Annotated in this window: 23 protein-coding genes; 14 read left to right on the forward strand and 9 right to left on the reverse strand. The window is 70.2% G+C overall.

The window, feature by feature from the left end; all coding sequences use genetic code 11:
* Positions 1-350 precede the first annotated feature (350 nt).
* The 6 genes from G9C83_RS04925 to G9C83_RS04950 all read left to right on the forward strand — a co-directional run bounded on the left by G9C83_RS04925 (position 351) and on the right by G9C83_RS04950 (position 6,432).
* Complete coding sequence (locus G9C83_RS04925; RefSeq protein ID WP_167244989.1) at positions 351-1,742, forward strand: ammonium transporter; 1,392 nt, start codon at positions 351-353, stop codon at positions 1,740-1,742.
* Positions 1,735-2,088: a P-II family nitrogen regulator gene (locus G9C83_RS04930; protein ID WP_167244990.1), complete on the forward strand. Its 354-nt coding sequence runs from the start codon at positions 1,735-1,737 to the stop codon at positions 2,086-2,088. Before G9C83_RS04925 ends, G9C83_RS04930 begins: the two co-directional genes overlap by 8 nt.
* A 124-nt stretch (positions 2,089-2,212) precedes the next feature.
* Positions 2,213-3,469, forward strand: coding sequence for a branched-chain amino acid ABC transporter permease (locus G9C83_RS04935; protein ID WP_167244991.1), 1,257 nt, complete (start codon positions 2,213-2,215; stop codon positions 3,467-3,469).
* A complete protein-coding gene (locus G9C83_RS04940) occupies positions 3,466-4,803 on the forward strand; it encodes a branched-chain amino acid ABC transporter permease (protein WP_167244992.1) in 1,338 nt (445 codons plus the stop codon). The genes G9C83_RS04935 and G9C83_RS04940 overlap by 4 nt, the downstream gene beginning before the upstream one ends.
* Complete coding sequence (locus tag G9C83_RS04945; protein ID WP_167244993.1) at positions 4,796-5,686, forward strand: ABC transporter ATP-binding protein; 891 nt, start codon at positions 4,796-4,798, stop codon at positions 5,684-5,686. The genes G9C83_RS04940 and G9C83_RS04945 overlap by 8 nt, the downstream gene beginning before the upstream one ends.
* Positions 5,683-6,432 carry an ABC transporter ATP-binding protein gene (locus G9C83_RS04950; RefSeq protein ID WP_167244994.1) on the forward strand — a complete coding sequence of 250 codons (750 nt, stop codon included), beginning with the start codon at positions 5,683-5,685 and terminating at the stop codon, positions 6,430-6,432. Before G9C83_RS04945 ends, G9C83_RS04950 begins: the two co-directional genes overlap by 4 nt.
* A gap of 1 nt (position 6,433) precedes the next feature.
* On the opposite strand, the gene G9C83_RS04955 is transcribed toward G9C83_RS04950, so the two are convergent.
* The 4 genes from G9C83_RS04955 to G9C83_RS04970 all read right to left on the reverse strand — a co-directional run bounded on the left by G9C83_RS04955 (position 6,434) and on the right by G9C83_RS04970 (position 10,433).
* Positions 6,434-7,462: a DUF4350 domain-containing protein gene (locus G9C83_RS04955; protein WP_167244995.1), complete on the reverse strand. Its 1,029-nt coding sequence runs from the start codon at positions 7,460-7,462 to the stop codon at positions 6,434-6,436.
* Entirely contained in the window at positions 7,449-8,366 is a 918-nt protein-coding gene (locus tag G9C83_RS04960; protein ID WP_347877775.1) for a S49 family peptidase, read from the reverse strand. The genes G9C83_RS04955 and G9C83_RS04960 overlap by 14 nt, the downstream gene beginning before the upstream one ends.
* Entirely contained in the window at positions 8,363-8,995 is a 633-nt protein-coding gene (locus G9C83_RS04965; RefSeq protein ID WP_167244996.1) for an outer membrane lipoprotein-sorting protein, read from the reverse strand. Before G9C83_RS04965 ends, G9C83_RS04960 begins: the two co-directional genes overlap by 4 nt.
* 130 nt (positions 8,996-9,125) lie before the next feature.
* Positions 9,126-10,433, reverse strand: coding sequence for an ABC transporter substrate-binding protein (locus tag G9C83_RS04970; RefSeq protein ID WP_167244997.1), 1,308 nt, complete (start codon positions 10,431-10,433; stop codon positions 9,126-9,128).
* 181 nt (positions 10,434-10,614) lie between these two features.
* On the opposite strand from G9C83_RS04970, the gene G9C83_RS04975 reads away from it, so the two are divergent.
* A complete protein-coding gene (locus G9C83_RS04975) occupies positions 10,615-11,955 on the forward strand; it encodes a phosphoribosylamine--glycine ligase (RefSeq protein ID WP_167244998.1) in 1,341 nt (446 codons plus the stop codon).
* Positions 11,956-11,962: 7 nt separating this feature from the next.
* On the opposite strand, the gene G9C83_RS04980 is transcribed toward G9C83_RS04975, so the two are convergent.
* Positions 11,963-12,811 carry a hypothetical protein gene (locus G9C83_RS04980; RefSeq protein WP_167244999.1) on the reverse strand — a complete coding sequence of 283 codons (849 nt, stop codon included), beginning with the start codon at positions 12,809-12,811 and terminating at the stop codon, positions 11,963-11,965.
* A gap of 130 nt (positions 12,812-12,941) precedes the next feature.
* Between G9C83_RS04980 and G9C83_RS04985 the strand changes: the two genes are divergently transcribed.
* The 5 genes from G9C83_RS04985 to G9C83_RS05005 all read left to right on the forward strand — a co-directional run bounded on the left by G9C83_RS04985 (position 12,942) and on the right by G9C83_RS05005 (position 17,219).
* Positions 12,942-14,123, forward strand: a complete 1,182-nt coding sequence (locus G9C83_RS04985) for a hypothetical protein (protein ID WP_167245000.1) — start codon at positions 12,942-12,944, stop codon at positions 14,121-14,123.
* A gap of 75 nt (positions 14,124-14,198) precedes the next feature.
* On the forward strand, positions 14,199-15,149 hold the full coding sequence (locus tag G9C83_RS04990; RefSeq protein ID WP_167245001.1) for a hypothetical protein: 951 nt from the start codon (positions 14,199-14,201) through the stop codon (positions 15,147-15,149).
* Positions 15,149-15,430: a sulfurtransferase TusA family protein gene (locus G9C83_RS04995; protein WP_167245002.1), complete on the forward strand. Its 282-nt coding sequence runs from the start codon at positions 15,149-15,151 to the stop codon at positions 15,428-15,430. Before G9C83_RS04990 ends, G9C83_RS04995 begins: the two co-directional genes overlap by 1 nt.
* Positions 15,423-16,109 (forward strand): hypothetical protein, encoded by a 687-nt coding sequence (locus tag G9C83_RS05000; protein WP_167245003.1) that lies wholly within the window; start codon positions 15,423-15,425, stop codon positions 16,107-16,109. Before G9C83_RS04995 ends, G9C83_RS05000 begins: the two co-directional genes overlap by 8 nt.
* A 69-nt stretch (positions 16,110-16,178) precedes the next feature.
* Positions 16,179-17,219, forward strand: coding sequence for an ATP-binding protein (locus G9C83_RS05005; protein WP_167245004.1), 1,041 nt, complete (start codon positions 16,179-16,181; stop codon positions 17,217-17,219).
* Positions 17,220-17,242: 23 nt separating this feature from the next.
* On the opposite strand, the gene G9C83_RS05010 is transcribed toward G9C83_RS05005, so the two are convergent.
* From G9C83_RS05010 to mvaD, 3 genes are all read right to left on the reverse strand, one after another.
* Complete coding sequence (locus G9C83_RS05010; protein WP_167245005.1) at positions 17,243-17,782, reverse strand: response regulator; 540 nt, start codon at positions 17,780-17,782, stop codon at positions 17,243-17,245.
* A gap of 168 nt (positions 17,783-17,950) precedes the next feature.
* A complete protein-coding gene (locus G9C83_RS05015; RefSeq protein WP_167245006.1) occupies positions 17,951-19,099 on the reverse strand; it encodes an FAD-dependent oxidoreductase in 1,149 nt (382 codons plus the stop codon).
* A 42-nt stretch (positions 19,100-19,141) separates the two neighbouring features.
* On the reverse strand, positions 19,142-20,122 hold the full coding sequence (gene mvaD / locus G9C83_RS05020; protein WP_167245007.1) for a phosphomevalonate decarboxylase MvaD: 981 nt from the start codon (positions 20,120-20,122) through the stop codon (positions 19,142-19,144).
* A gap of 242 nt (positions 20,123-20,364) precedes the next feature.
* Here mvaD and nth point away from each other — a divergent pair, with 242 nt between their 5' ends.
* Both nth and G9C83_RS05030 read left to right on the forward strand, forming a co-directional pair.
* Complete coding sequence (gene nth, locus G9C83_RS05025; protein ID WP_167245008.1) at positions 20,365-21,048, forward strand: endonuclease III; 684 nt, start codon at positions 20,365-20,367, stop codon at positions 21,046-21,048.
* 99 nt (positions 21,049-21,147) lie between these two features.
* Positions 21,148-21,828 (forward strand): helix-turn-helix domain-containing protein, encoded by a 681-nt coding sequence (locus G9C83_RS05030; RefSeq protein ID WP_167245009.1) that lies wholly within the window; start codon positions 21,148-21,150, stop codon positions 21,826-21,828.
* On the opposite strand, the gene G9C83_RS05035 is transcribed toward G9C83_RS05030, so the two are convergent.
* Complete coding sequence (locus G9C83_RS05035; protein WP_167245010.1) at positions 21,829-22,314, reverse strand: hypothetical protein; 486 nt, start codon at positions 22,312-22,314, stop codon at positions 21,829-21,831.
* Positions 22,315-22,351 lie beyond the last annotated feature (37 nt).

Genomic DNA, 22,351 nt, shown 5'->3' on the forward strand with positions numbered 1-22,351 from the left:
CGTCGAACTCGCGCCAGCCCACAGAATCACTCACAAATTTTGCGTTCCTTTCGCGGCGGCGACGTGTGGACTCCCCGATATTTGAGGATAATTTGATGAGCGTGCTATTTTACATCGTAATTCTTTACGACTACGTTGTATCGTCCTTATACACTCACTATACTACTACCAATTCCGCATACGATTAGGCGTTTTATACGTTAGCCTTTTGTGTAGGAGCGTGGTGTCCAGCTACGTGACGGATTCAATGCCCGAACGTGGAGTAATTCCAGAAATTAGTGGCCGCATTACGCACGAACCGCACAGTTCGATGAACGTCGGCGCAACGGCTCGTGGGGAGGTGAGCGGAGATGCTTGAGGGGGCACTGCTCGCTCAGGCAGACGCCGGGACCCTCGTCAACGGCGTCAACACGGTCTGGACGCTCGTCGTCTGCTTCCTCATCTTCTTCATGCAGCCCGGGTTCGCGCTGCTGGAGGCGGGACAGGTCCGCGCGAAGAACGTCGCGAACGTCCTCATGAAGAACCTCATGGACTGGGGGATGGGCGTCATCGCGTTCTTCGCGCTCGGCATGGGCGTCTCCGCGCTCGCGGGCGTCCTCACCACGCCCGGCGCCGAGGTGAGCATCTCCTCGGCGTTCTCGTACGTCAACGACGACGGCTCCTGGGTCGGCTGGCTGTTCAGCGCGGTGTTCGCGATGACCGCCGCCACCATCGTCAGCGGCGCCGTCGCCGAGCGCATCAAGTTCAAGGCGTACGTGTTCTACTCCATCGGCCTCACGGCGTTCATCTACCCGGTCATCTCCGGGTTCGCGTGGGGCGGTAACGGCCTGCTGTCGAGCGCCGGCTACCTCGGCCAGGCGATCGGCGTCGGCTTCCTCGACTTCGCCGGCGCGACCGTCGTCCACATGCTCGGCGGCGTCGCCGGCCTCGTCGGCGCGTACATGGTCGGCCCGCGCCGCGGCCGCTACGACGCAGACGGCAACAGCCAGCCCATCCCCGGGCACTCCATCACGCTCGCCGTCCTGGGGACGTTCATCCTCGCGTTCGGCTGGTACGGCTTCAACGTCGGCACGCAGGCAGCGGTGCTCAGCGTCACCGAGGGCGGCGCGCTCGCGTTCAACGGCGCGGCGCTCGGCCGGGTCGCGCTGAACACCACGCTCGGCATGGGCGGCGGCGCGGTCGCCGCGGCCATCGTGACCGGCTGGTCCGACGGCAAGCCCGACCCGCTGTTCACCGCGAGCGGCCTGCTGGCCGGCCTCGTCGCCGTCACGGGCGCCGTCCCCCACGTCACGTGGGTCGGCGGCCTCGTGCTCGGCGCAATCGGCGGCGCGCAGGCGCCCATCGTCTACCGGTGGGTCACTGACTCGCTGAAAGTCGACGACGTCGCGGCCGTCTTCCCGGTCCACGGGAGCGCCGGCGCCATCGGCACGCTGCTGATTCCGGTGTTCGCGGTCGACGGCTTCTCGGCGTCGCAGCTCGCGATGCAGGCGGCGGGCATCGCGGTCATCGTCGTCTGGACGGTCGCCACGACCGCGGTCGTGTTCAAACTCGCGGACGTCGTCGTCGGCCTGCGTCCCGACGAGGACGACGAGGACCTCGGGCTCGACCGCAGCGAGCACGGCTACACCGCGTACCCCGAGTTCGTGGACACCGCCGGCGACGGCGGCGTCACGGTCTCCAGCGGCGGCGGGGAACCGGGTGCGATGGCTACCGACGGTAGCGGGGTGACTGACGATGACTGAGAGCGACATCGAACTCGTGATGGCGGTGATTCGGCCGGACAAGCTCTCGGAAGCGAAGCAGGCGCTCGCGGAGGTGGGCGCGCCCAGTCTGACGGTGACGGACGTCAGCGGGCGCGGCAGCCAGCCCGCGATGACCGAGCAGTGGCGCGGCGAGGAGTACACCGTCGACCTCCACCAGAAGGTCAAAATCGAGTGCGTCGTCTCGGACATCCCCGCGGAGGACGTCGCGGAGGCGCTCCGCGAGGCCGCGCATACGGGTGAGCCGGGCGACGGCAAGATATTCGTGATCCCGGTCGCGGAGGCCTACCAGATTCGCACCGGCGACGTCGGCATCGACGCGGTCTGACCGCCGGCCCCGACTCGTTTCTCGCGTAGCCCCCGACAGCGGCGCCCCGATCGCAAATTCTGCCACGTCGAACGGGGGGTTTATTTATCGTTCCGTGTCTGAGCGTACCACGAGAGATACACACATGGAAGCGAATGTAACAGTCGAACGCGGCCTCCGGACCGCCCGGGAGCGCCCGGGCGTCGCCCTCGTCTGGGCGCTCGCCGCCGTCCTCTTCTTGGACCTGCTCGCGAAGCTCGCGGGCGTCTCGCTCGGACCGTTCGAGACCCCGTGGTTCGCGCTCTGGTTCGGCGGCGACCTGCCGCTCAGTCGGCTCGCGAGCTTCGTGTGGGACGGCGTCGTCATCGGCGCCATCATCGGCCTCGCGAGCATCGGCCTGTCCCTGACGTACAGCATCCTCAACTTCGCGAACTTCGCGCACGGCGACTACCTCACGGTCGGCGCGTTCTCCGGGTGGGCGGTGACGTACGTCATCGCCGGCATTGGCGGCCTCCTCGCGCTCGCCGAGACCGCCATCAACGCCCTCACGGGCCTCGGGCAGTCCAGGATGGGGGACGCCGACCTCGTCTCGCTCGTGCTGCTCCGGACGCCGCCGCTGGACGCCGGCGCGAACATCTGGCTGTCCCCCGCGGCCATCGTCGTCGGGCTCGTCGTCGCCGCGGGCGTCACGGTCGCCGCCGCGCTCGTCCTCGACCGGTTCGTCTACCGGCCGATGCGGGACGCCGACGGCATCTCCCTGCTCATCGCGTCTATCGGCGTGGCGTTCATGCTCCGGTACCTCGTCGCGTTCGTGTTCGGGAACAGCCGCCGCATCGTCACGTCCACGGAGCAGCTCCCGTCGCTGAACGTCGCGGAGACGGTCACCGGCGCACTGCCGTTCCTCGGGCCGGCTCGCGGGTCGCTCATTATCGACCTCCACGAGGTCACGCTCGTCGCCGTCTCGGTCGTGCTGATGCTCGGCCTCCACTTCCTCCTCCAGCGCACGAAGCTCGGGAAGGCGATGCGCGCGATGGCGGACAACCGCGCGCTCGCGCAGGTCACGGGCATCCCGACCGAGCGCGTCATCAGGTCCACGTGGGTCATCGGCGCCGGCCTCACGGGCGCCGCGGGCTTCCTGCTCGTGCTCTCGCAGGGCGGGCTCGGCTTCCAGACCGGCTGGCTGCTCCTGTTGCTCATCTTCGCGGCGGTCATCATGGGCGGCATCGGCTCTATCTACGGCGCCATCGCGGGCGGGCTCGTCATCGGGCTCGCGAGCCGCGTGTCGCTGATCTGGCTGCAGGGCGACCTCTCGTCGTTCGCGCGCCCGACCGCGTTCGCGCTCATGATTCTCATCCTCCTCTTCCGCCCGTCGGGCATCTTCGGGGGGGTGAAGACCGCATGAGCGAGACCGCCGCGCGGGACACCCTCGAGCCGCTCCGCAAGCTGTTCGCGTACGACGCCGCGAAGGTCGCCGCGATGTTCCTCGGCATCTGGGTGCTGTTCTACGTGTTCGGCACCCAGCTCGGCTACGGGAACAACGGCCTGCTCGCGCTCGTGCGCCGCGTGACGTTCCTCGCGGGCGTCTACGGCATCGTCGTGCTCGCGCTGAACATCCAGTGGGGGTACGCGGGCCTGTTCAACATCGGCGTCGCGGGCTTCATGGCGGTCGGCGCGTACACCGCCGCGATGCTGTCCAGTTCGCCCGCGGGCGCGCCCGCGGGTCTCGGCCTTCCGCTGCCGGTCGGCATCCTCGGCGGGATGCTCGCGGCGACCGTCGTCGGGCTCGTCGCGGCGCTGCCGGCGCTCCGCCTCAAAGCCGACTACCTCGCCATCGTCACGGTCGCGCTCTCCGAGATCATCCGCATCGTCTACAACACGCCCGCGTTCGCCGACATCACGGGCGGCGCGAGCGGATTCGACAACCTCCCGACGAGCCCCGTGAACACGCTGCTGTTGAGCGACCCCTCGAGCACCATCTCGGAGCCGACAGCCGTCGGCGAGGCGGTGTTCTCGTTCTTCTCCGGGTTCGGCATCCAGCGCTTCACCGCTATCAACACCGTCTACACTGTCGGCGTGCTGGTGGCGCTGCTACTCGTCTACCTGATTCTGGAGCGCGCCGGGAAGTCCCCGTACGGCCGCGTGCTGAAGGCCATCCGGGAGGACGAGACGGCCGCGCAGTCGCTGGGCAAGGACACCCAGAACTTCAAGGTGCGCGCGTTCGCGCTCGGCTGCGGGCTGATGGGGCTGGCGGGCATCCTCTGGTTCGCGATGGGGCCGCGGGCCTCGATCACGCCCGTCACCTTCCGGCCGAACATCACGTTCTACATCTTCATCGCGCTCATCATCGGCGGCGCCGGCTCGAACACGGGCAGCGTGCTCGGCGGCGCGCTGTTCGCGAGCCTGCTGTTCGAGGCGCCGCCGGTCGTCCGCAACCTCATCACGGACGCCTTCGACGTCTCTGCGGACCCCGCGAACCTCATCGAGGCGCTCGCGCCGGTCGCCAGCGGCGAACTCGCGCCGCTGGCCGGGTTCCTGCTGAACAACATCGACACGCTCCGGTTCATCGGGATGGGGCTGCTGCTCGTGATACTCGTCCAGCGCCGCCCGGACGGCCTGCTCGGCGCGCGCAAGGAGACCGCTGCGGGCGTCTCGCTGGGCGCGGACACGCGGCCGAGCCGCGACACCGACGCCTCGGACGTGGCCGCCGACGCCACCGGAGGTGGTGCCGATGACTGACGGGACCGACGGCATCGCCGACGCCGAAGTCCCCGACGACGCGGACGTTCCCGAGGACATCGAGCCGGAGTCCGCGGACTCCGAGATCGAGGAGGGCGCGAAGGAAGTCCCGCGCGGCCTCCCGCTCAGAGTCGAGGGCCTGCGCAAGGAGTTCGGCGGCATCACGGCCGTCGACGGCGCGTCCTTCGAAGTCGAAGAGGGGTCGCTGACCGGCCTCATCGGGCCGAACGGCGCCGGGAAGTCGACGACGTTCAACTGCATCACGGGCGTCCACGACGCGACCACGGGCGACGTCTACTTCCGCGGCGAGGAGATCACGGGCCTGCAGCCCCACGACATCGCCCAGCGCGGGCTCGTGCGGACGTTCCAGATCGCGCGCGAGCTCGACGAGATGACCGTCCTCGAGAACGTGATGCTCGCGCCCGGCGGCCAGGGCGGCGAGTCCATCACGCGGTCGGTCGTCCCCGGACTGCGCAGCCAGGTCGTCGAGGAGGAACGCGACCTCCGCGACGAGGCCTGGGAGACACTGGAGTTCTTCGAGCTCGACCACCTCGCGACCGAGTACGCGGGCAACCTCTCGGGCGGCCAGCGCAAGCTCCTCGAACTGGCGCGCGCGCTGATGACCGACCCCGACGTGATGTTGCTCGACGAGCCGTTCGCGGGCGTCAACCCCACCTTAGAGGAGAAGCTCCTCGACCGCATCCACGACCTCCGCGAGCAGGGACTGACCTTCCTGCTCGTCGAACACGACATGGACCTCATCATGGAGAACTGCGAGCACGTCATCGTCATGCACCAGGGGCGGGTTCTCGACGAGGGACCGCCCGAGCGGATACAGAACAACGAGGAAGTCATCGAGGCCTACCTCGGGGGCGAGGTATGAGCCAGCACGCCTCCCGGGAGGCCGCGCTCCCCGACGACGAGTCGGGTATCCTCGCGGTGCGGGACCTCGACGCGGGCTACGGCGACCTCCAGGTGCTCTCCGACGTCGACCTCGACGTCCGCGACGGCGAGTACGTCACCATCGTCGGGCCGAACGGCGCCGGGAAGTCCACCGTGATGAAGTCGGTCTTCGGGCTGACGACGTACATGGGCGGCTCGATCACGTTCCAGGGCGACCCCATCCACGAGCTCCCGCCCGAGGAGATCATCCACGAGGGCATCGGCTACGTCCCCCAGAACGAGAACGTGTTCGCGGGGCTCTCGGTGCGCGAGAACCTCGAGATGGGCGCGTACATCCTCGACGAGGTGCCCGAGGACCGCGTCCGCGACGTCTACGACCGCTTCCCGATTCTCGAAGAGCGCTCCACGCAGAAGGCCGGGTCGCTGTCCGGCGGCCAGCAGCAGATGCTCGCGATGGGGCGCGCGCTCATGCTCGACCCCGACCTGCTCCTCCTGGACGAGCCGTCGGCTGGGCTCGCGCCGGACCTCGTCGAGGAGATGTTCGACCGCATCGACCGAATCAACGGCGACGGGACCTCGGTGCTGATGGTCGAGCAGAACGCCAAAGAAGCGTTACGGCGCTGCGACCGCGGCTACGTCCTCGTCAACGGCGAGAACAGCTACATGGACGACGGGGACGTCCTCCTCGACGACGAGGAAGTCCGCCAGCAGTTCCTCGGCGGGTAGCTCAGACGGTCGCGAACGTCGAGCCGTTCGTTCCGCCGGGCTGGCCGCCCGGCTGACCGGCCGCGCCGCCGTTGCTCGGCGCGCCCGCTTCTTTGTCTCCGGTCACGAGGAACGCCGCGACGTTGCTCAGCAGCGCGTCGTTGTCGCCAGCGGTCGCGACGCCGGACGTCATGAAGTCGGTGTCGCCGACCGCGAGCACGTTCCCGTTGCGCGCGGCGACCGCGTACGTCCCCGCGTCGCGCGTCGAGGACAGCGACACGTCGCTCGCGGAGAGCACGGCCTCCGCGTCCCCGCCCGTCGTCACGGGCGTGGCGTCCTGGAGGACCGCGTCTCCGACGCCCTCGGCGACGCCGCTGTCGCCGCCGCCGTAGACGGCTCGGAAGTTGTTCGCGTTCTCGGCCATGTCGTAGAGGTAGCCGTCACCGAACGACACGCCGAACGCGGACGCGAGGTTCGTCGGCTGGCCGCCCGCCGACGTCGTCCCGCCGGACGACAGCCCGGGTATCGAGACCGTCGACGTCGACGTGCCCGTCGCCGGCGGCTCCGCGGCGAGCAGCACGCGGCCGCCCGCGTCCTCGAACGCCTCGACGCCGGCGACCTCGTTGGGCGTGTACGCCGTCGCGGGGCTCGCGACGACCAGCGCGTCCGCGCCGCGCAGCGTCTCGTTGAACGCCGCGCCCGGCTTCGCGCCGATGGACGACGTCCCGCTGCCGCCGCTCACGCGGACCTCGTGGCCCGCGGCGACGAGCGCGTCGACGAGCGGCTGAATCGCGTCCTCGCTGACGCCGTTGCCGTGGCTCACGTCCACCACGACGACCTTCGAGTCGTCGCTCTCGGGCGCGGTGACGTCGCCGCCGTCCTCGACGGGTTCGGCGACGAGCGCGTTCGTGTCGTACGCCGGCGCGTCCGGCGCGTCCGAGGACTGCGACTGGGCGTCCAGCAGCGGGCCGCCCGCGAACGCCGCCGCGACGACGACCGCCGCCACCACGGCGACGACCCCAGCGGGGCGAGCCACCTCACGCACTCGCATTCGCGGTCACCCCCGTTCCGGCGGCCTGCGTCTCGATCGTCCCGTGCAGCATCAGGTACTGGACGGTGTCGACGCCGCGGTACTCGAACACCTGCTCGGTTGTCGCGTCCGCGGGCTCGCCGTCCGCCGACAGCCCGAGCTGTGAGAGCACGGACAGCTGGGGCGCTTCCATGCGGACGACCTCGTAGTCGTCGAGGCCGGCGTCGTCGGCCGCCGCTCCGATGGCGGTGTCGACGCCGCCGATTTCGTCCGCCATCCCGTTCTCGACGCCGGTGGCGCCCGCGTACACCTTCGCGTGCGAGACTTCCGCCCGCGTCAGCTCGATGCGGTCGCCGCGCTCCGCGAACACGGAGCCGACGAACGCGCGTCGCAGCGTCTCCACGCGCTGGCGGACCTCCTGGGAAGTCGAGCCCGACCCCTTGTCGGGGCCGGTGACGACCTCGCCGGCAGGCACGCCCTCAGACGGCATGGTCGCGCGGACGCCGACGCTCCCGACGACCGACGCCGGCGTGACGTAGATGTCGTCGGCGGGCAGCGACGCGTAGTACGACCCCGAGGCCGCGGTGCCGGTGACGCTCGCCACCACGGGCATCTCGCCGGCGGTGCGTTTCACCGCGAGGTAGAGCTGTTCGCTCGCCGCAGCGGTGCCGCCGGGGCTGTCCACGTCCAGTACGACCGCCCGGATGGAGTCGTTCTGGCGGGCCTCCCGGAGGTCGTCGACGACCGAGCTCGCGGTGTCGCCGGTGATGGAGCCGTGGAGCTCCACGACCGCGACGGTGCCGTCCGGCTGGGTGGCGTAGCTCCACGCCTGCGGCGCGAACGCCACGCCGACGACGACGCCGACCACGACGAGCACGATTGTCGCGCCGCCCACGCTCCCGCGCGCCGAGCCGTCCGCAGTCACGCGGACACCTCCGCGCTCGCGGACGCGTTCTCGTAGAGGGTCACGTCGTCGTACGTGACCGTGACGGAGGCCGGCTGGCCGCCCGCGGTCGTCCAGGACGTGACGACCTTCAACGGGATCTCCCGGTCGAGGTCGACCCACACCGTCCGCGTCAGGTTCTGCGCGTCAGTGGCGTTCGACTCGGGGGACAGCTCGACGACGGCCGTCCGGTGGCCGTCGTAGGTCGTCACGCGCTCGACGGAGACGTCGCTCGTGCGTACGAGCGCTTCCGCGAGCGCGCCGTAGCTATCCGCCGCCGGCGCGTCGACCCCGGCCGCACCGAAGACCGGACCGTCTGCGGAGCCGGTGGCTGTCTCGCCGGCGTACGGGCCGGCCGTGTACCTTACCTCTCGCTGTTCGCCGCGGACTGCGACGCTCGCGCGCGCCTCGCTGACGCTGTCGCCGACGGAGACCGTCCGCGTGATAGTCGCGTCGTAGCCGTTCAGGGCGGCGTACCGCTGTTCGACCGTGTCCCCGACCGCGTCGGCGTCGACGGAGCCGTCGGCTGACAACCCCGCGGAACAGCCCGCGGTCAGGGTGATGACTGCGAGGGCGACGACAGTCGCCGCTCGCCTTCGTGTGACTTGCATGTCTCTCCGGGCTGGCGTACTCCCGTGGGTGACTAAACACGGGGGCGGCGTTCGCAAGCGGCGAGAACCCCCGCATCGAGCCGGGCGGAGCTGCCGCTATCGGCCGTTGCGTCGAAAGAAGGGGTAGCGTTCAGTTCGCGGAGAACTCGATCTCCGAGAGGGTCTCGATGCCGCCGCCCTCCTGGAAGCCGAAGTGCTCGTAGGTCGCGGCCGCGAGGTCGCCGTTCTCGTCGAAGTCGACCGCGCTGGACGCGCCCACGTACTGGATTTCGGTCCCCTCGGCGGCCATCTCCAGGCCCTCGGCGAGCGTGCTCGGCGTGACCTCCTCGCCGCCGGGGTTCGCGACGTTCTGCATCTCCTGGGCGATAGCGGCGCCGTCGTTCTCGCCGGCGGCGGCGTTCGCGAGCAGGCAGGTCGCGGTGGCGTCGAACGCCTGCGCGGTGAACACGCCGGGCTCCTCGCCGTACTCGTTCTGGTACTGCTCGTCGAAGAACTCCCGTCCCGGGCCGGCCGCCAGCGGCGCCGTGCCCGTGACGTTGTCGAGGGGGTTGCCGACGTCGGCCGGCAGGCTCGACGAGCGCAGGCCGTCCGTGACGAGAATCGGGACGTCCGAGTCGAAGTCCGAGTAGAAGTCACGGAACAGCTGGATGCCGCTCTCCGGGTAGCCGATGACGACGACGACGTCGGGGTTGTCGTTGAGCGCCTGCGAGATGCGCGAGGTGTACGACGACTGCCCCTTCTGGAAGGACACTTCCTGGTAGACCTGCCCGTCCTGGTCCTGGAACGCCGAGTTGAAGCTCTCGGAGAGCAGCTGCCCGTAGGAGTTGTTCACGTACATCGTCGCGGCCGTCGAGGCCTGGTGTTCCTCGGTGGCGACCTGTGCGAGCACCTGGCCCTGGAGCGCGTCGGTCGGCGCGGTCCGGTAGATGAGGCCGTTGTCCTCCAAGTCGGTGATGTCGGGGGACGTGCTCGCGGGCGAGCAGCCGACCATTCCCGAGGGGACGAAGACGTTCTCCGCGACGGAGATGGTGACCTCCGAGGACGCCGCACCCGTGACCGCCGGGTAGCCGCCGTTGCGTAGCGTCTGTGCCGCGGACTGGGCGGCGTTCGGGTCGGTCTGGGTGTCCTGCACGGAGAAGTCGAGCTCGAAGTCGGTCTCGCCTTCGAGGACGGTCTGGGGGAGGACGGCGCCGTCGCGGATGGGGCCGCCGAGGTCGCCGAGGTCCCCGGTCGTCGGCAGGAGGACGCCCTGCATGAGCGTCCGGCTGCTGCCGCCGCCCCCGCTGTCCCCGCTCGTGGTCGTGTCGCCGCCGCCGCCACTGGTCGTCGTGCTGTCGCCGTCGCCGTCCCCGTCGCCGCCGGCACAGCCGGCGAGCCCGGCGATCCCTGCGGCACCGAGGCCGCGAATGACGTCGCGCCGATTGACTCTTGATGGCATACCCCGTATTAACAAAGAGCTGGTATAAATGCATTCCGACTATGACACCTTTCACCCCACATGTTCGGGATTCGCCGCGTGCGCGTCCATCAACCGCCTACGTGACTTCTGGATGGGATGAAACGTTCTGTGCCAACGGGCCGGACAGCAGCCTTTTGCGTACACCGGGAGACGGGCGGGTATGGAACCGAGGAACGTCCTGTTCGTCTCTGCGGACGCCGCGCTCGTCGGTGACGTCGCCTGGCAGGTCCACGAAGAGGGCCACGACGTCAAGTACTACATCGAGGCCGACTCCGACCAGGAGATCGCGGACGGCTTCGTCCCGAAGAGCGACGACTGGCGAGCGGACGTCGACTGGGCGGACGTCGTCGTTTTCGACGATATCTGGGTCGGGGATAGTGTCGGCACTGGAGCACTCGCGGAAGAACTGCGAGCGGACGGCCACGCGGTCGTCGGCGGCACGCCGAACACCGACCGGCTGGAGGAGGACCGCGGGTACGCGATGGAAGTGCTGGAGGAGAACGGCGTGAACACCATCGAGCACGAGGAGTTCACTGACTTCCAGGCGGGCATCCAGCACGTCCGGGAGAACCCCGGACCGTACGTCGTGAAGCCGCTCGGCGAGGTCCAGAACGTCAAGCGGCTGCTGTACGTCGGCAACGACGCCGACGGCAGCGACGTCATCGACGTGCTGCGCGCGTACGAGAAGGCGTGGGGCCACCGCATGAAGGGGTTCCAGCTCCAGCGCAAGGTCGAGGGCGTCGAGGTCGCGGTCTGCGGGTTCTTCAACGGGAACGAGTTCGTCGAGCCCGTGAACTTCAACTTCGAGCACAAGCGGCTGTTCCCCGGGAACATCGGCCCCTCGACGGGGGAGATGGGGACGAGCATGTTCTGGTCGCGGCGCAACGACCTCTTCGAGCGCACGCTCGGGCGACTGGAGGGGTGGCTCGCCGACGAGGGCTACGTCGGCAGCATCGACCTCAACTGCATCGTCAACGGCACCGGCGTCTACCCGCTGGAGTTCACGCCGCGCTTCGGCTACCCCACAATCACCCTCCAGGAGGAGGCCATCGAGTCCTCCACGGGGGAGTTCTTCTACGACCTCGCGAACGGCCGCGACCCCGAGTTCGACGTCCACGACGGCTACCAGGTCGGCGTGCGCGTCGTGCTGCCGCCGTTCCCCTTCGACGACGAGGCGACATACGACGAGAACTCTCGGAACGCCGCCATCGTGTTCGCCTCCGACGAGGACGGCGGTGCGACCACGCCGCCGCCCGGCGTGCACATCGAGGATGCTAAACGGGTGAACGGCCAGTGGCGCGTCGCCGGCGAGTCCGGGATGCCGCTGGTCGTCACCGGGAAAGGCGAGACGATGCAGGAAGCCCAACAGCAGGCCTACGAGCGCGTCGAGGACGTGCTCGTCCCGAACCTCTACTACCGCGACGACATCGGCGACCGCTGGGTGGAGGGCGACGGCGACCGGCTGCAGGCCTGGGACTACCTCGGGCCCGCCGGCGAATAACCGGGGGTCAGCCGTCCGGCCACACGGCGAGCAGGCCGTCCGGGAACTGCGCGAGCGTCGGCGCCGCGTCGCCCCCGAACGCGGTGTGGACGAACGCCTGCCAGAGCACGCGCTCGGCGTACGGCCGAGCGCCGAGTTCGACGCCGAGTGCCGCGGCGACCGCGTCCTCGCCGACGGTCGGCCCCGGCTCGACGGCCAGTTCGCGGGGCGCGTCGTCGAGGTCGAGCCCGAACGACGGGAACAGCCGGTAGGTCGCGTCGACGGCCGGGTGGTAGAACGCGCGCTCGCCGGGATACCGCACGGTCAGCACCGGCGTCGCCGCGGTGGGCTCCCCGTCGACGGGCTGGACTCGCCGCTCGCCCAGTGGGAGTTCCCGGCGCTCGCCGCGCTCGACGCGGTACGTCTCGCCGGGCGCGGAGACGACGGCTGCCGCGCCGTCGACGCGCTCGACAGACACGTCCGGAGCGACGCCGCCCGCGAGTTCGGTTTCCGTGGAGTCGCCGCCGACGGTTCCCTCGACGACGACCGTCTGGCCCCCGTCGGCCACGAGCCCCGGCGCAACCGTCTCACCCGCGGTCGCCGGCTGCACGCGGTACGGGGTCGCGCAGACGTGCGCCCACTCGCCGGCCGGCGGTGCCGCGGCGTCGAGAACGGACCGCCAGTAGAAGACGCGGTCCTCGCCGCCGCAGGCGTAGGGGACGGCCTCCGGGAAGAACGCGCCGCCGAACCGCGTCGCGTCCAGCCCCCGGAACTCCAGGACGGCTTCCAGGTAGCGGACGTCGCGTCGGACCGGCGGGGCGCGCTCGGTCGTGGACGCGCGCGTCCACTCGACTGCGTCGCGCGTGGAACTGTCCATCGCGTGGACGTACGCCGCCGCCGCGCAAAGACCTGCGTCCGGAGATGTTCGGGAGACTGCGAACAACTCCCGCACTGGACGGAACATGTTCGTCGCAGGCGTCTCTACGTCCCGGACCGTCAATTCGCGTGTGGCCGCGACTCGCTCCGGCGTCGGACGGTGGACGCGCCTGTTCACTCTGGCGGGGCTCGCGTTCCTCCTGCTCTGGCGGGTCGGCCTGCTCGTCGGTATCCCTGCGCGCAGCGCCGTCCACCTCGCCGTCCTCGGGTTCGTCCTCCACGTCGTCTTCGGGCACGCGTACCTCCTCGTCCCGGCGTACTTCGGCCGCGTCCACTCGCCGAGTCGCGCCCCCAGACTCCACCTCGCGCTCTCCGCAACGGGAGCGACCCTGCTCGCGGCCAGCTACCTTCCCGTCGTCCCGACCCGAGCGGGTCTCGCGGGCGCGCTCCTGTGGGCCGCGGGCGTGGTCGTCTTCGCCGCGTCGCTGGCGCGGGCGCTCCACGGCGTCGTCCGGGAGAGAGACGTCTTCGCGGACGCGTCGAATTCCGCCGAACGCGCCGCAGTACTCGTCGTCCCCGTCCCCTTCCTCTACCTGCTCGTCGGGACGTACGACCTGCTCGCCGCTCGAACTGCGGTGCCCGCTCTGCTCGCCGCTTCGCCGGCCGCCGTCTCGCACCTGTTCGCCGCCGGCGTCGCCGCGCTCCTCGTGTTCGTGCTCGGCGTTCGCTTACTCCCGCGGTTCCTCGGCACGGACCCGCTCGCCGCGCCGTCCGTGTTCGTGCTCGCCGCGGGCAGCGTCGGCCCCGGCCTGCTCGCGCGCTCGCTGTGGGGCGGCTGGCTGTTCCGCGCCGCCGCAGCCATCGAAGGAGTAGCCGTCGTCACGTTCTTCGCGCACGCGGCAGTCCTGTTCGCGCGCTCGGACCGGCGGCGCGTCGGCCTCTACGCCATCCTCGCGGGACTCGGCGCCGGCGCCGTCGCGGTCGGAGTCGCTGCGAGCGTCGCTGCTGGCTGGCTCTCGCCGGCGCGCATCGTCGCTCACCCGGCCGTCGCGCTCGGCGGGTTCCTCGCCGTCACCGTCGGCGGGTTCCTCGTCCAGTTCTACCCCGCGAGCGCGGGGAACTTCCCCGGATGCAGCGACACCGCGGTCGGCGTTGCACTCGGCGCGCTCCTCTGCGGCGTGCTCGTCGAGGCGGGCGCGCTCGCGGTCGGGAACCCCGCTGCCGTTACGAGCGGTCGCGTGCTCGCTGCCGCCGGCGCCGTCGGACTCGCGTACGTGGTCGGCGGTGTCGTGGTCGCGCTCGCAGCCCGCTGAGACGTGGCCGAACATGTCCGCACACAGCGCTTAGTTTAGGCATGCCTAATCGCCGGGTGAGGTGTTCCAGCTGCGATGGCAGACGTGACCCACGAGACGGTCGGCTCGGCCGCCGACGAGCTGTTCGACAAGTACCTGCTCCCGAAAGCCGCGCTGACCATCATCCTCGCGGCGTCGCTCGTCGGCACCGCGCTCAGCCTCGACCTCACCGGTCAGTGGTCCGCGCTGCTCGTCGCCGCGAAGTGGGGGTACTTCGTCGCACTGGGCGTCCTGCTCGGCGGCCTGCTGTGGAAGCACGGCTTCGTCCGGCCGGGCGACGTCGACGCCGCGGCGGACTACTGCGCGGAGATGTACCGCCGCTTCGACCGCATCGCCGCCGTCGCGCTCGCAGTCGTCGCAGCCGCCGGCATCGCGGTGCTCGCCGTCGCGTACGCCGATGCCCCGCTCGCGCTGCGCGCGGGACTCGCCGTCACGCTGGGCGGTACCGTCGCTGCCGCCGTCGTGGACACGCTCCACGACGCGCCCGCCCCGGAGCGCTTCCGCACGCCCGCCGGCGTGCTCGCGCTCGTCGGGTCCGTGCTCGCCGTCGTGCTCTCCGCCGCCGCGGACGTCGCGCTCGCCGGGGGTGGGACGGTCCCGGCGGCCTCCCGAGCGATTCACCTGCTCGCGTTCGCGGCGTGGGTCGGCGGCGCCGTCTGGAACATCTTCGTCGCCGTGCCGACCGGCCAGCTCCGCCCCACGCCGGCCGTCGTGCAGGCAGCCGGCGAGCAGCTCGAACGCTTCCGGTGGACGGTGCGGTTCGTCATCCCGACGCTCGTGCTCACCGGCGCCTACCAGGCCGTCGACGCGCTCGGCACCAACGTCGGCACGTACGTCGGAACGACCGCCGGCCTCGCGGTCCTCGCGAAACTCGGGTTCGTCGCCGTCCTGTTCGGCATCTTCCTCACGTGCCCGATGTGGCGCGCGTGCTCGCCCATCGACGGCGTCTGCGACCTCGCGGAGATGGACGGGGAGGTGGGCGACTGATGGCGGTCCCCGACGTCCCCGACACCGCGCCCGACGCCGACCCCGACCACACCGTCGACAACCGCGGCCGCGGCTGCGCGAACGGCATCGTACGCGTCCAGCGCGCGCTCGAAGACCTCTCCCCGGGCTCGGTCCTCGAAATCAAGAGCACCGACCGGCGCGCGAAGACCGAGTACCCGAAGCTCGCCGCCGAGACCCCCCACGACCTCCTCGCAGTCGTCGAGGAGCGCCGCCGCGTCCTCCGCAAGCAGTACACCACCTACCTCGAAATCCATGAGTGACCTCGTCGACCCGACACCACCGACCAGCGGCACCGCACGCACCAACTGGCACCACCTCGCGGACGCCGACCCCATCGAACTCCGGGACCCGCTCGCGGAACTACTGGGCGTCGTCCCCGACGGCGAGCCCGTCGCCGTCGGCTTCCCCGACGTGGTGCTCGCCGCGGGACACGCCTGCCCCACCGTCTCCGGTGCGTACCGCTCGACCCAGCTCGCGCTCGACGACCTCTACGGAGACGAACTGCCCGTACGAAGCGACATCGAAGTCACCGTAGGCGGCGAGCCCGACGACCACGGGCTCGGCCCGATGGCGAACGTCGTCAGTCACCTCACCGGCGCCGACCGCGAGACCGGGTTCGCGGGGTTCGGCGGCTACGGCGGCCGCGAGGACCTGCTGTCGTTCGAGCCGCTCGACGGCCCCGGCCGGACGTTCGAGTTCCGGCGCCGGGACACCGACGAGGCAGTCCGCGTCTCGTTCGCGCCACACGCAGCCGGCATCTCCCCGCCCGGCGAGGGCGAGACCAGCGTCACGGACACCATCCCGAAGCTCGTCGCGGGCGAAGCGACCGACGCCGAACGCGGGGAGTTCCACGAGCAGTGGCACGACCGCGTCCAGCGCATCCTCGACGCCGAACCCGGCGAGGACAGCCCGTTCACGCTCCGGTACCCCGAGAGCTGAACCGCCTGCGCTGCCGTTCTCCCCGCGCCGACCGCAAAAACCTAAGGCCGTTTCTCTGGATGCGCTCGTATGGGGAGTTTGCGACGACAGCTACCAGTCGCCGTCGTGGTGGGGCTCGCGCTGGGTCTGCTCGCCACCTCGGCCGCCCACCACGCCAGCGAAGTCACTCGCATCAACCACACGAGCGGGCCGCTCTCCGCGTTCGCTGTGGACGCCGTCCCCGCGCTCATCTTGCTGTCCGCGGCCTACTGGTTGCACAACACGCCCTTCGGCGCGAGACACCGCTGGCTCGTCGTCGCCTGGTCGACCGCGGGGACCGTCGTTTTCACCGGCGTCACCGCCGCAACTATCGCCATCCGCGAGTTCGAGGGACGGAGCGTCACGGAGCCGGCGTTCCCGCTGCTCGTGGACGCCGGCGTCGGTGCCGTCGCCGGGTTCGCCGCGGGCGTCTTCTACGTCCGCGCGCAGCGTGACGCCGAGCGCGCCCGCCGCGCCCGCCACGCGTTCTCGCTCGTCAACGACGTGCTCCGCCACGACGTCCGGAACAGCCTCGGCGTCGTCCGCGGGCACACCGAGATGGTCGCTGAATCGACTGACGACGAGGACGTCGAAGCCCGCGCGAACACGATCCGCGAGCAGACCGACGACGCACTCGACCGCATCGAGAACGCCGACATCATCGCGCGGACCATCAGCGACGACGCCGCCCTCGGACCCGTCGACCTCGCCGCCGTCGCGGAGACAGTCGCCGAACGCGTCGCGAACGCCTACTCCGTCACCGTCGCCACCGACCTCCCCGAGAACGCAGACGTCCGCGCGAACGACGCCGTCCGATCGGTGGTCGACAACCTCGTGGAGAACGCCGCCGAACACAACGACGCCGACGACCCCCGCGTGACGGTCGCCGTCGACCTCCGCGAAGACGCCGTTCGGCTCGAAGTCCGGGACAACGGCCCGGGCGTCCCCGACGACGTGCTCGCGGACGCCGACGGCGGCCTCGACCTCGTGGCGACGCTCGTCGACCACTACGGCGGCGAACTCCACGTCTCCGAGAACGAGCCCCGCGGAACCGTGTTCGCCGTCGACCTCCCGCGAGCCGGCGTGGACTGAACACTCTCCGTTCTCCGGCGCGCCTACCGGTTCGCGTCCTCGACGACCTGCAGCAGTTCGCCCATCTCGGCGTCGGCGCCGGGCTGCTCGGACGCCTGCTCGCGGACGCGCTCTAGCTCCTCCTGCAGTCGCTGGAACCGCTCGTCGTCCACGAGTTCGGCCTCGTCGTATCGCGCCTCTAGCTCGGCCACTTTCGAGCTCAGCGCGTACATCGCCCGCAGCTCTCGGGTGTAGTCAGCGCGCTCGAAGAGCTCCTCGGTGGCGTCGACGACTTCCTCGCGGTCCACGGGCTTCTCGAGGTACATGTCGTAATCGAGGTCGACGACGTCGAGGTCCGGCTCCAGGGCGGTCACCAGCGCGACGCGTGCGTCGCCGTCGCGCTCCCGGATTCGTCGGAGCGTCTCGTCGCCGGAGCAGTCTGACAGCCGGCGGTCGAGCAGCACGGCGTCGACGTGCGGGCCGTACCTACGGAGGGCCTCCTCGCCGTCCGTCGCCACGACCGCGTTCCAGTGCTGGTCCAGCCAGCGGCCGACGGAGGCCGCGAACTCGTCCTCGTCGTCCACTACGAGAACAGTGTGTTCACCGTCCAATGCATCCGACTTGTCCCGTGACGACCTGCTTCCGTTAGTTTGCGTCGGGGCGTCCGGGCTCGCGGAACTGTCGGCTGTCATACGATTAGGGTGAAGCCGACTCCGTAAAACAGGAGTGGCCGTGAAGTTACATGCGGCCCACTACTCGCGGTCCCCGGCCGCGCCGAACTCCTCGCTGAGCAGCGCGACTGCCTCGCGGGCGCCGCCCGCGGCCGCGAGGTAGCTCGCCCCGACGCCGGATTTCGCCGCCCTCGCCGCGGTCCCACGGAACACGGTCGGGCCGACCTGCGCGACTGCGCCGTCCCCGACGCTCACCAGCCAGCCCGGCGAGTCGAACGTGTACTGCTCCAGCCGCGGCCGGAAGCCGTCTTCGTGCTCGCGGGCGTCCGCGACGAGCGTCTCTACGTTCCGCGCCGCGACTCTCGCCTCGCGGACGGCCGCCTGCGCGGACGCCGGAACGGCCGCCCCCTCGCTGTCGACGACCCGCGCCGCGTCTCCGACGGCGACGGTGCGGTCGTCCACGGAGAAGTCCGCGCGGACGTCCACGCGCTCCCCGTCGAGGGCGTCCGGGCCGCGGATGCCGCCAGTCCACACGAACACGTCGTACGGCACGTCGCCGCTCTCGGTCTCGACGGCCTCGTCAGTCGCTCGCGAGACAGTGACACCGGTGCGCACGTCGACGCCCTCGCGGTCGAGCTCGTCGCGGACCGCCCGCTGGAAGCGCTCCGGGAACGACGGCGCTACCGAGTCGAGCTGTTCGAGCAACACCACGTCGACGGCGGCGTTCTCTTCCCGCGCGAACGCCGCGAGTTCGCCCGCAGTCTGCACGCCGGAGAGGCCGGCGCCACCGACGACGACCGTGCCGCCGCCGGATTCGGCGAGCGCCTCGAACTCGCTCCGAATCTGCGAGGCGTCCGACAGCCGCTTCAACGGGACCGCGTGCTCCTCGACGCCCGGCAGCCCGTAGAACGCCGACGCCGCGCCGAGACAGACCGCCGCCACGTCGTATTCGAGACTGGTGCCGTCCGCGAGCGCGATTTCCCGAGCGTCCCGGTCGACGGACTCCACGGTCGCGACCTCCACGCGCGTCCGGTCGAAGATGTCGTCCAGCGGCACGACGATGTCGCCGGCGAACTCCGGGCGGCGAATCGCGCGGTGGAGCTCGTGCTGGACCAGGTGTTCGCCGGTCTCGTCGACCACCACGAGGTCGACGTCGGCCGGCAGCCTGTCTTCCAGTTTGTCGGTCAGGACGACGCCCGCGTAGCCACCGCCGAGCACGACGACGCGCATGCCCGGTGGTACGCGACCCAGCGCCAAAACCGTACTCGCCGATTAGAACAGCGCGTCGCTCTCGTCGAGCACCGTCGCGGGGCCGCCGACCTCCCAGACGTCCGTCTCGACGCCGCAGTCCGCGATTGCCTCTTCGACCTCGTCGGCGTACTCGGCGCGCGTGTTCACGTAGACGGTCGCGCCGGTGTCCGTCGAGAAGTACGCGGGGACGCCCTCCTCGCTGCGGAGCTCTCGGACGGCGTCGAACACCTCGATGGTGTCCGGCTTCCAGTACACCCACCCCGACGGGCCGGTCATCGTCGTCGCGGCCAGCGACAGCGAGTCGTGTTCGGCGGTCTCGAACACGCGCTCGAAGTCGCCCTCGCGGAGGGCGTCCCGCGCCTCCGCCAGTTGCGCGTGGATGTGCGAGAGGCGGGCCTCGAACATGTGGCTGTCCGCGGCCTCGGCGTGCGCGTGCCCGGTCTCCTTGTACGAGGGGACTTTCGCGATGACGATGCGGAGGTCGTCGACGAACTCCTCGGGGACGTCGAGGCGCTCGCTCCGGCAGTCCTCGTCGTTCAGGCCCGTGTGGAGGTCGGAGAAGCCGCCCGTGACCGCGCGCGCCGCGGACGCAGACCCGCGCCGCGCGATGGTCGAGATCTCGGGCAGCGAGAGGTCGAGGCCGGCGGCCTCGGTGGCCGCGCGAGCGAGCGCCGCGAACCCGGACGCCGACGACCCGAGGCCGATGTTCGACTGGAAGTTGTTCACGCTCTCGACGTGCACGCGGTGGTCGACGCCCGCGCGCTCGCGCACCTCGTCGACGACCTTCCGGATGCGGTCGGCGCCCGAGCCGTCCTCGACCTCGCCGTCGATGACGTAGGTGTCCTCGTCGCGCTCGGGGTCGAACTCGACGGTCGTCGTCGTGTTGCTCGGCGCGGTGCAGACGCTGATAGAGTCGTGGTAGGGGAGTCGGAGCTGCTCGTCTCGCATCCCGTGGTACTTCACGATGCCCTGAATCGGGTGGGCTCGCGCGGTCGCTTTCATACCCCGACGGGGGTCTGTCGCGCGCATAAACGTCCCGGAAGCCGGCCGGCGCTCGCGCTATCCGGGCCGGGAGTTGGGGCTGACAGGCGGCACGCTGGAGCGAGTACGGCAGGACGGCGTGCCGCGCTCCCGCGGACGCCCTGCCGCCGCAGTCACGTCACGCGGTGTCTTGCTCCCGGCCCCGTATTTGAACGTTCGCCCGGTTCCGTTACAGGGAAAGGCGCGCCGTCCGAGGTCCGGGTATGGGAACGCCGCTGGACACGCGCGAGGCACAGGTCGAGGAGGTCATCGACCGCCTCAGCGACGAGTACCCCGACCCCGAGATCTCGCTGAACTTCTCGAACCGCCTCGAACTGCTGGTCGCCGTGATTCTCTCCGCGCAGTGCACCGACGAGCGCGTGAACAAGGAGACCGCCCACCTCTTCGAGACGTACGAGTCCGTCGAGGACTACGCGAACGCCGACGAGGAGGAGCTCGCAGAGGACCTGAACTCCATCACGTACTACAACAGCAAGGCCGGCTACATCAAGAGCGCCGCGCAGTCGATGGTCGAGGAGCACGACGGCGAGGTGCCGGACACGATGAGCGAGCTCACCGACCTCTCGGGCGTCGGCCGGAAGACCGCGAACGTCGTGCTCCAGCACGGCCACGACATCACGGAGGGCATCGTCGTGGACACGCACGTCCAGCGCATCTCGCGGCGCCTCGGCATCACCGAGGAGGAGCGCCCGGAGGCCATCGAGGAAGACCTGATGCCGGTCGTCCCGCGCGAGCACTGGAAGAACTACACGCACTGGCTCATCAGCCACGGCCGCGACACGTGCACCGCGCGCAACCCCGACTGCGCGGACTGCGTCCTCGAAGACGTCTGTCCGTCCTCGAAGCTCGACAGCGACGTCGACCTCGCGGACGGCAGCGAGTGGTAGCGCGGCGGTAAGCGAGCGTTTGGCTCCCGCTCGGCGGACTCAAATCGCGGCTTTAGCTTTAGGAGGTGCTTTGAAGGAGCGACGTGTAGCCCAGCGTAGATGGCTGGGAACCGCCTACTCCCGTCGCGTTCGACAGTCGAGCGCGGCGACGGCTCGCGAGTCGTCGGCATCCGCGAGGACGCCGCCGACGAGGTGTTCGAGGCGCTGTCCTCGAGCACCGCTCGCGAGATTCTCGCCGCACTGTACGAGGAGCCCGACACCGCCTCCAGCGTCGCTGAGGACTGCGATACGTCGCTCCAGAACGCGACCTACCACCTCGAGAAGCTCGTGGACGCGGACCTCGTGGAGGTCGCGGACACGTGGTACTCCGAGCAGGGCCGCGAGATGAAGGTGTACGCGCCCGCCTCCGAGTCGCTGGTCGTGTTCGCGGCCGACGAGGCGTCGAAGCCGTCGCTGAAGGAACGCCTCATGCGCGTGCTCGGCGCGGTCGGCGTGCTCGGCGTCGCGAGTCTCGTCGTCCAGCGGCTGTTCGGGGGGCGGGGCGCGCCGACGGAGTACCAGAGCAGCGGCGACGGCGGCGCGGGCGCGGCCGCGACCACCGAGGGCGGCGACGTCGGCATCATGAACGAGCAGGTCACGGAGACGGCCAACGCGACCACGACGGTCGCCGAGAGCGCGCAGTCGACCGCGCAGGGACTCCCGCCGGGCGCGCTGTTCTTCGCCGGCGGGCTGCTCGTGCTCGCGATCGTCGTCGGGTACGTCTGGTACCGGGGCCGGTAGTCAGAACTCCGTCCGGTACTTCATCACGAACCGCGCGACGCCGAGCACCCACGCCGCGAGCCAGCAGAGCACGTAGCCGACGACGCCGGCGCGCAGCCGGAGCCGCCACGCGCTCATGTTCTCGTGAATCTCGTCGAGGTCGACGTCCTGATCGGGGTCGTTGTAGAGGTTGTACTCGCGTTTCGCGCGCAGGATGGGGACGATGCCGGTGAGCGCGAACGCCAGCAGCGCGTACGCCTGCACGCCGAAGAACGCGTGTAGCACCGCGAACCCGCCGAGCTGGTCGAACAGCTGCGGGACCATCCAGACGACGACCGGGACGGTGTTGAGCGCGAGCCCGACGAAGATGTACGAGAGGTGGTGCCTGAGCGTCCCCCACGTGACGGTCTCGGCGTCGATGATGATCCACGCGCCGTAGAGGTAGCACGGGAAGCTCGCGGTGACCAGCACCGCGGCGACGCTCGCCACCGTCACGTCCTCGACCATGCCGAGCGATTCGCCCGGCGCGACTAAACGGGTTCGG

Origin of the sequence: Halobacterium sp. R2-5, assembly GCF_011734195.1 — an archaeon.
GTDB lineage: Archaea > Halobacteriota > Halobacteria > Halobacteriales > Halobacteriaceae > Halobacterium.

Bases quoted from the DNA above. Each gene is read 5' to 3' on its own strand.
- G9C83_RS04925 (WP_167244989.1), top strand. From the start codon at position 351: ATGCTTGAGGGGGCACTGCTCGCTCAGGCAGACGCCGGGACCCTCGTC.
- G9C83_RS04930 (WP_167244990.1), top strand. From the start codon at position 1,735: ATGACTGAGAGCGACATCGAACTCGTGATGGCGGTGATTCGGCCGGAC.
- G9C83_RS04935 (WP_167244991.1), top strand. From the start codon at position 2,213: ATGGAAGCGAATGTAACAGTCGAACGCGGCCTCCGGACCGCCCGGGAG.
- G9C83_RS04940 (WP_167244992.1), top strand. From the start codon at position 3,466: ATGAGCGAGACCGCCGCGCGGGACACCCTCGAGCCGCTCCGCAAGCTG.
- G9C83_RS04945 (WP_167244993.1), top strand. From the start codon at position 4,796: ATGACTGACGGGACCGACGGCATCGCCGACGCCGAAGTCCCCGACGAC.
- G9C83_RS04950 (WP_167244994.1), top strand. From the start codon at position 5,683: ATGAGCCAGCACGCCTCCCGGGAGGCCGCGCTCCCCGACGACGAGTCG.
- G9C83_RS04955 (WP_167244995.1), bottom strand. From the start codon at position 7,462: ATGCGAGTGCGTGAGGTGGCTCGCCCCGCTGGGGTCGTCGCCGTGGTG.
- G9C83_RS04965 (WP_167244996.1), bottom strand. From the start codon at position 8,995: ATGCAAGTCACACGAAGGCGAGCGGCGACTGTCGTCGCCCTCGCAGTC.
- G9C83_RS04970 (WP_167244997.1), bottom strand. From the start codon at position 10,433: ATGCCATCAAGAGTCAATCGGCGCGACGTCATTCGCGGCCTCGGTGCC.
- G9C83_RS04975 (WP_167244998.1), top strand. From the start codon at position 10,615: ATGGAACCGAGGAACGTCCTGTTCGTCTCTGCGGACGCCGCGCTCGTC.
- G9C83_RS04980 (WP_167244999.1), bottom strand. From the start codon at position 12,811: ATGGACAGTTCCACGCGCGACGCAGTCGAGTGGACGCGCGCGTCCACG.
- G9C83_RS04990 (WP_167245001.1), top strand. From the start codon at position 14,199: ATGGCAGACGTGACCCACGAGACGGTCGGCTCGGCCGCCGACGAGCTG.
- G9C83_RS04995 (WP_167245002.1), top strand. From the start codon at position 15,149: ATGGCGGTCCCCGACGTCCCCGACACCGCGCCCGACGCCGACCCCGAC.
- G9C83_RS05000 (WP_167245003.1), top strand. From the start codon at position 15,423: ATGAGTGACCTCGTCGACCCGACACCACCGACCAGCGGCACCGCACGC.
- G9C83_RS05005 (WP_167245004.1), top strand. From the start codon at position 16,179: ATGGGGAGTTTGCGACGACAGCTACCAGTCGCCGTCGTGGTGGGGCTC.
- G9C83_RS05015 (WP_167245006.1), bottom strand. From the start codon at position 19,099: ATGCGCGTCGTCGTGCTCGGCGGTGGCTACGCGGGCGTCGTCCTGACC.
- mvaD (WP_167245007.1), bottom strand. From the start codon at position 20,122: ATGAAAGCGACCGCGCGAGCCCACCCGATTCAGGGCATCGTGAAGTAC.
- nth (WP_167245008.1), top strand. From the start codon at position 20,365: ATGGGAACGCCGCTGGACACGCGCGAGGCACAGGTCGAGGAGGTCATC.
- G9C83_RS05030 (WP_167245009.1), top strand. From the start codon at position 21,148: ATGGCTGGGAACCGCCTACTCCCGTCGCGTTCGACAGTCGAGCGCGGC.
- G9C83_RS05035 (WP_167245010.1), bottom strand. From the start codon at position 22,314: ATGGTCGAGGACGTGACGGTGGCGAGCGTCGCCGCGGTGCTGGTCACC.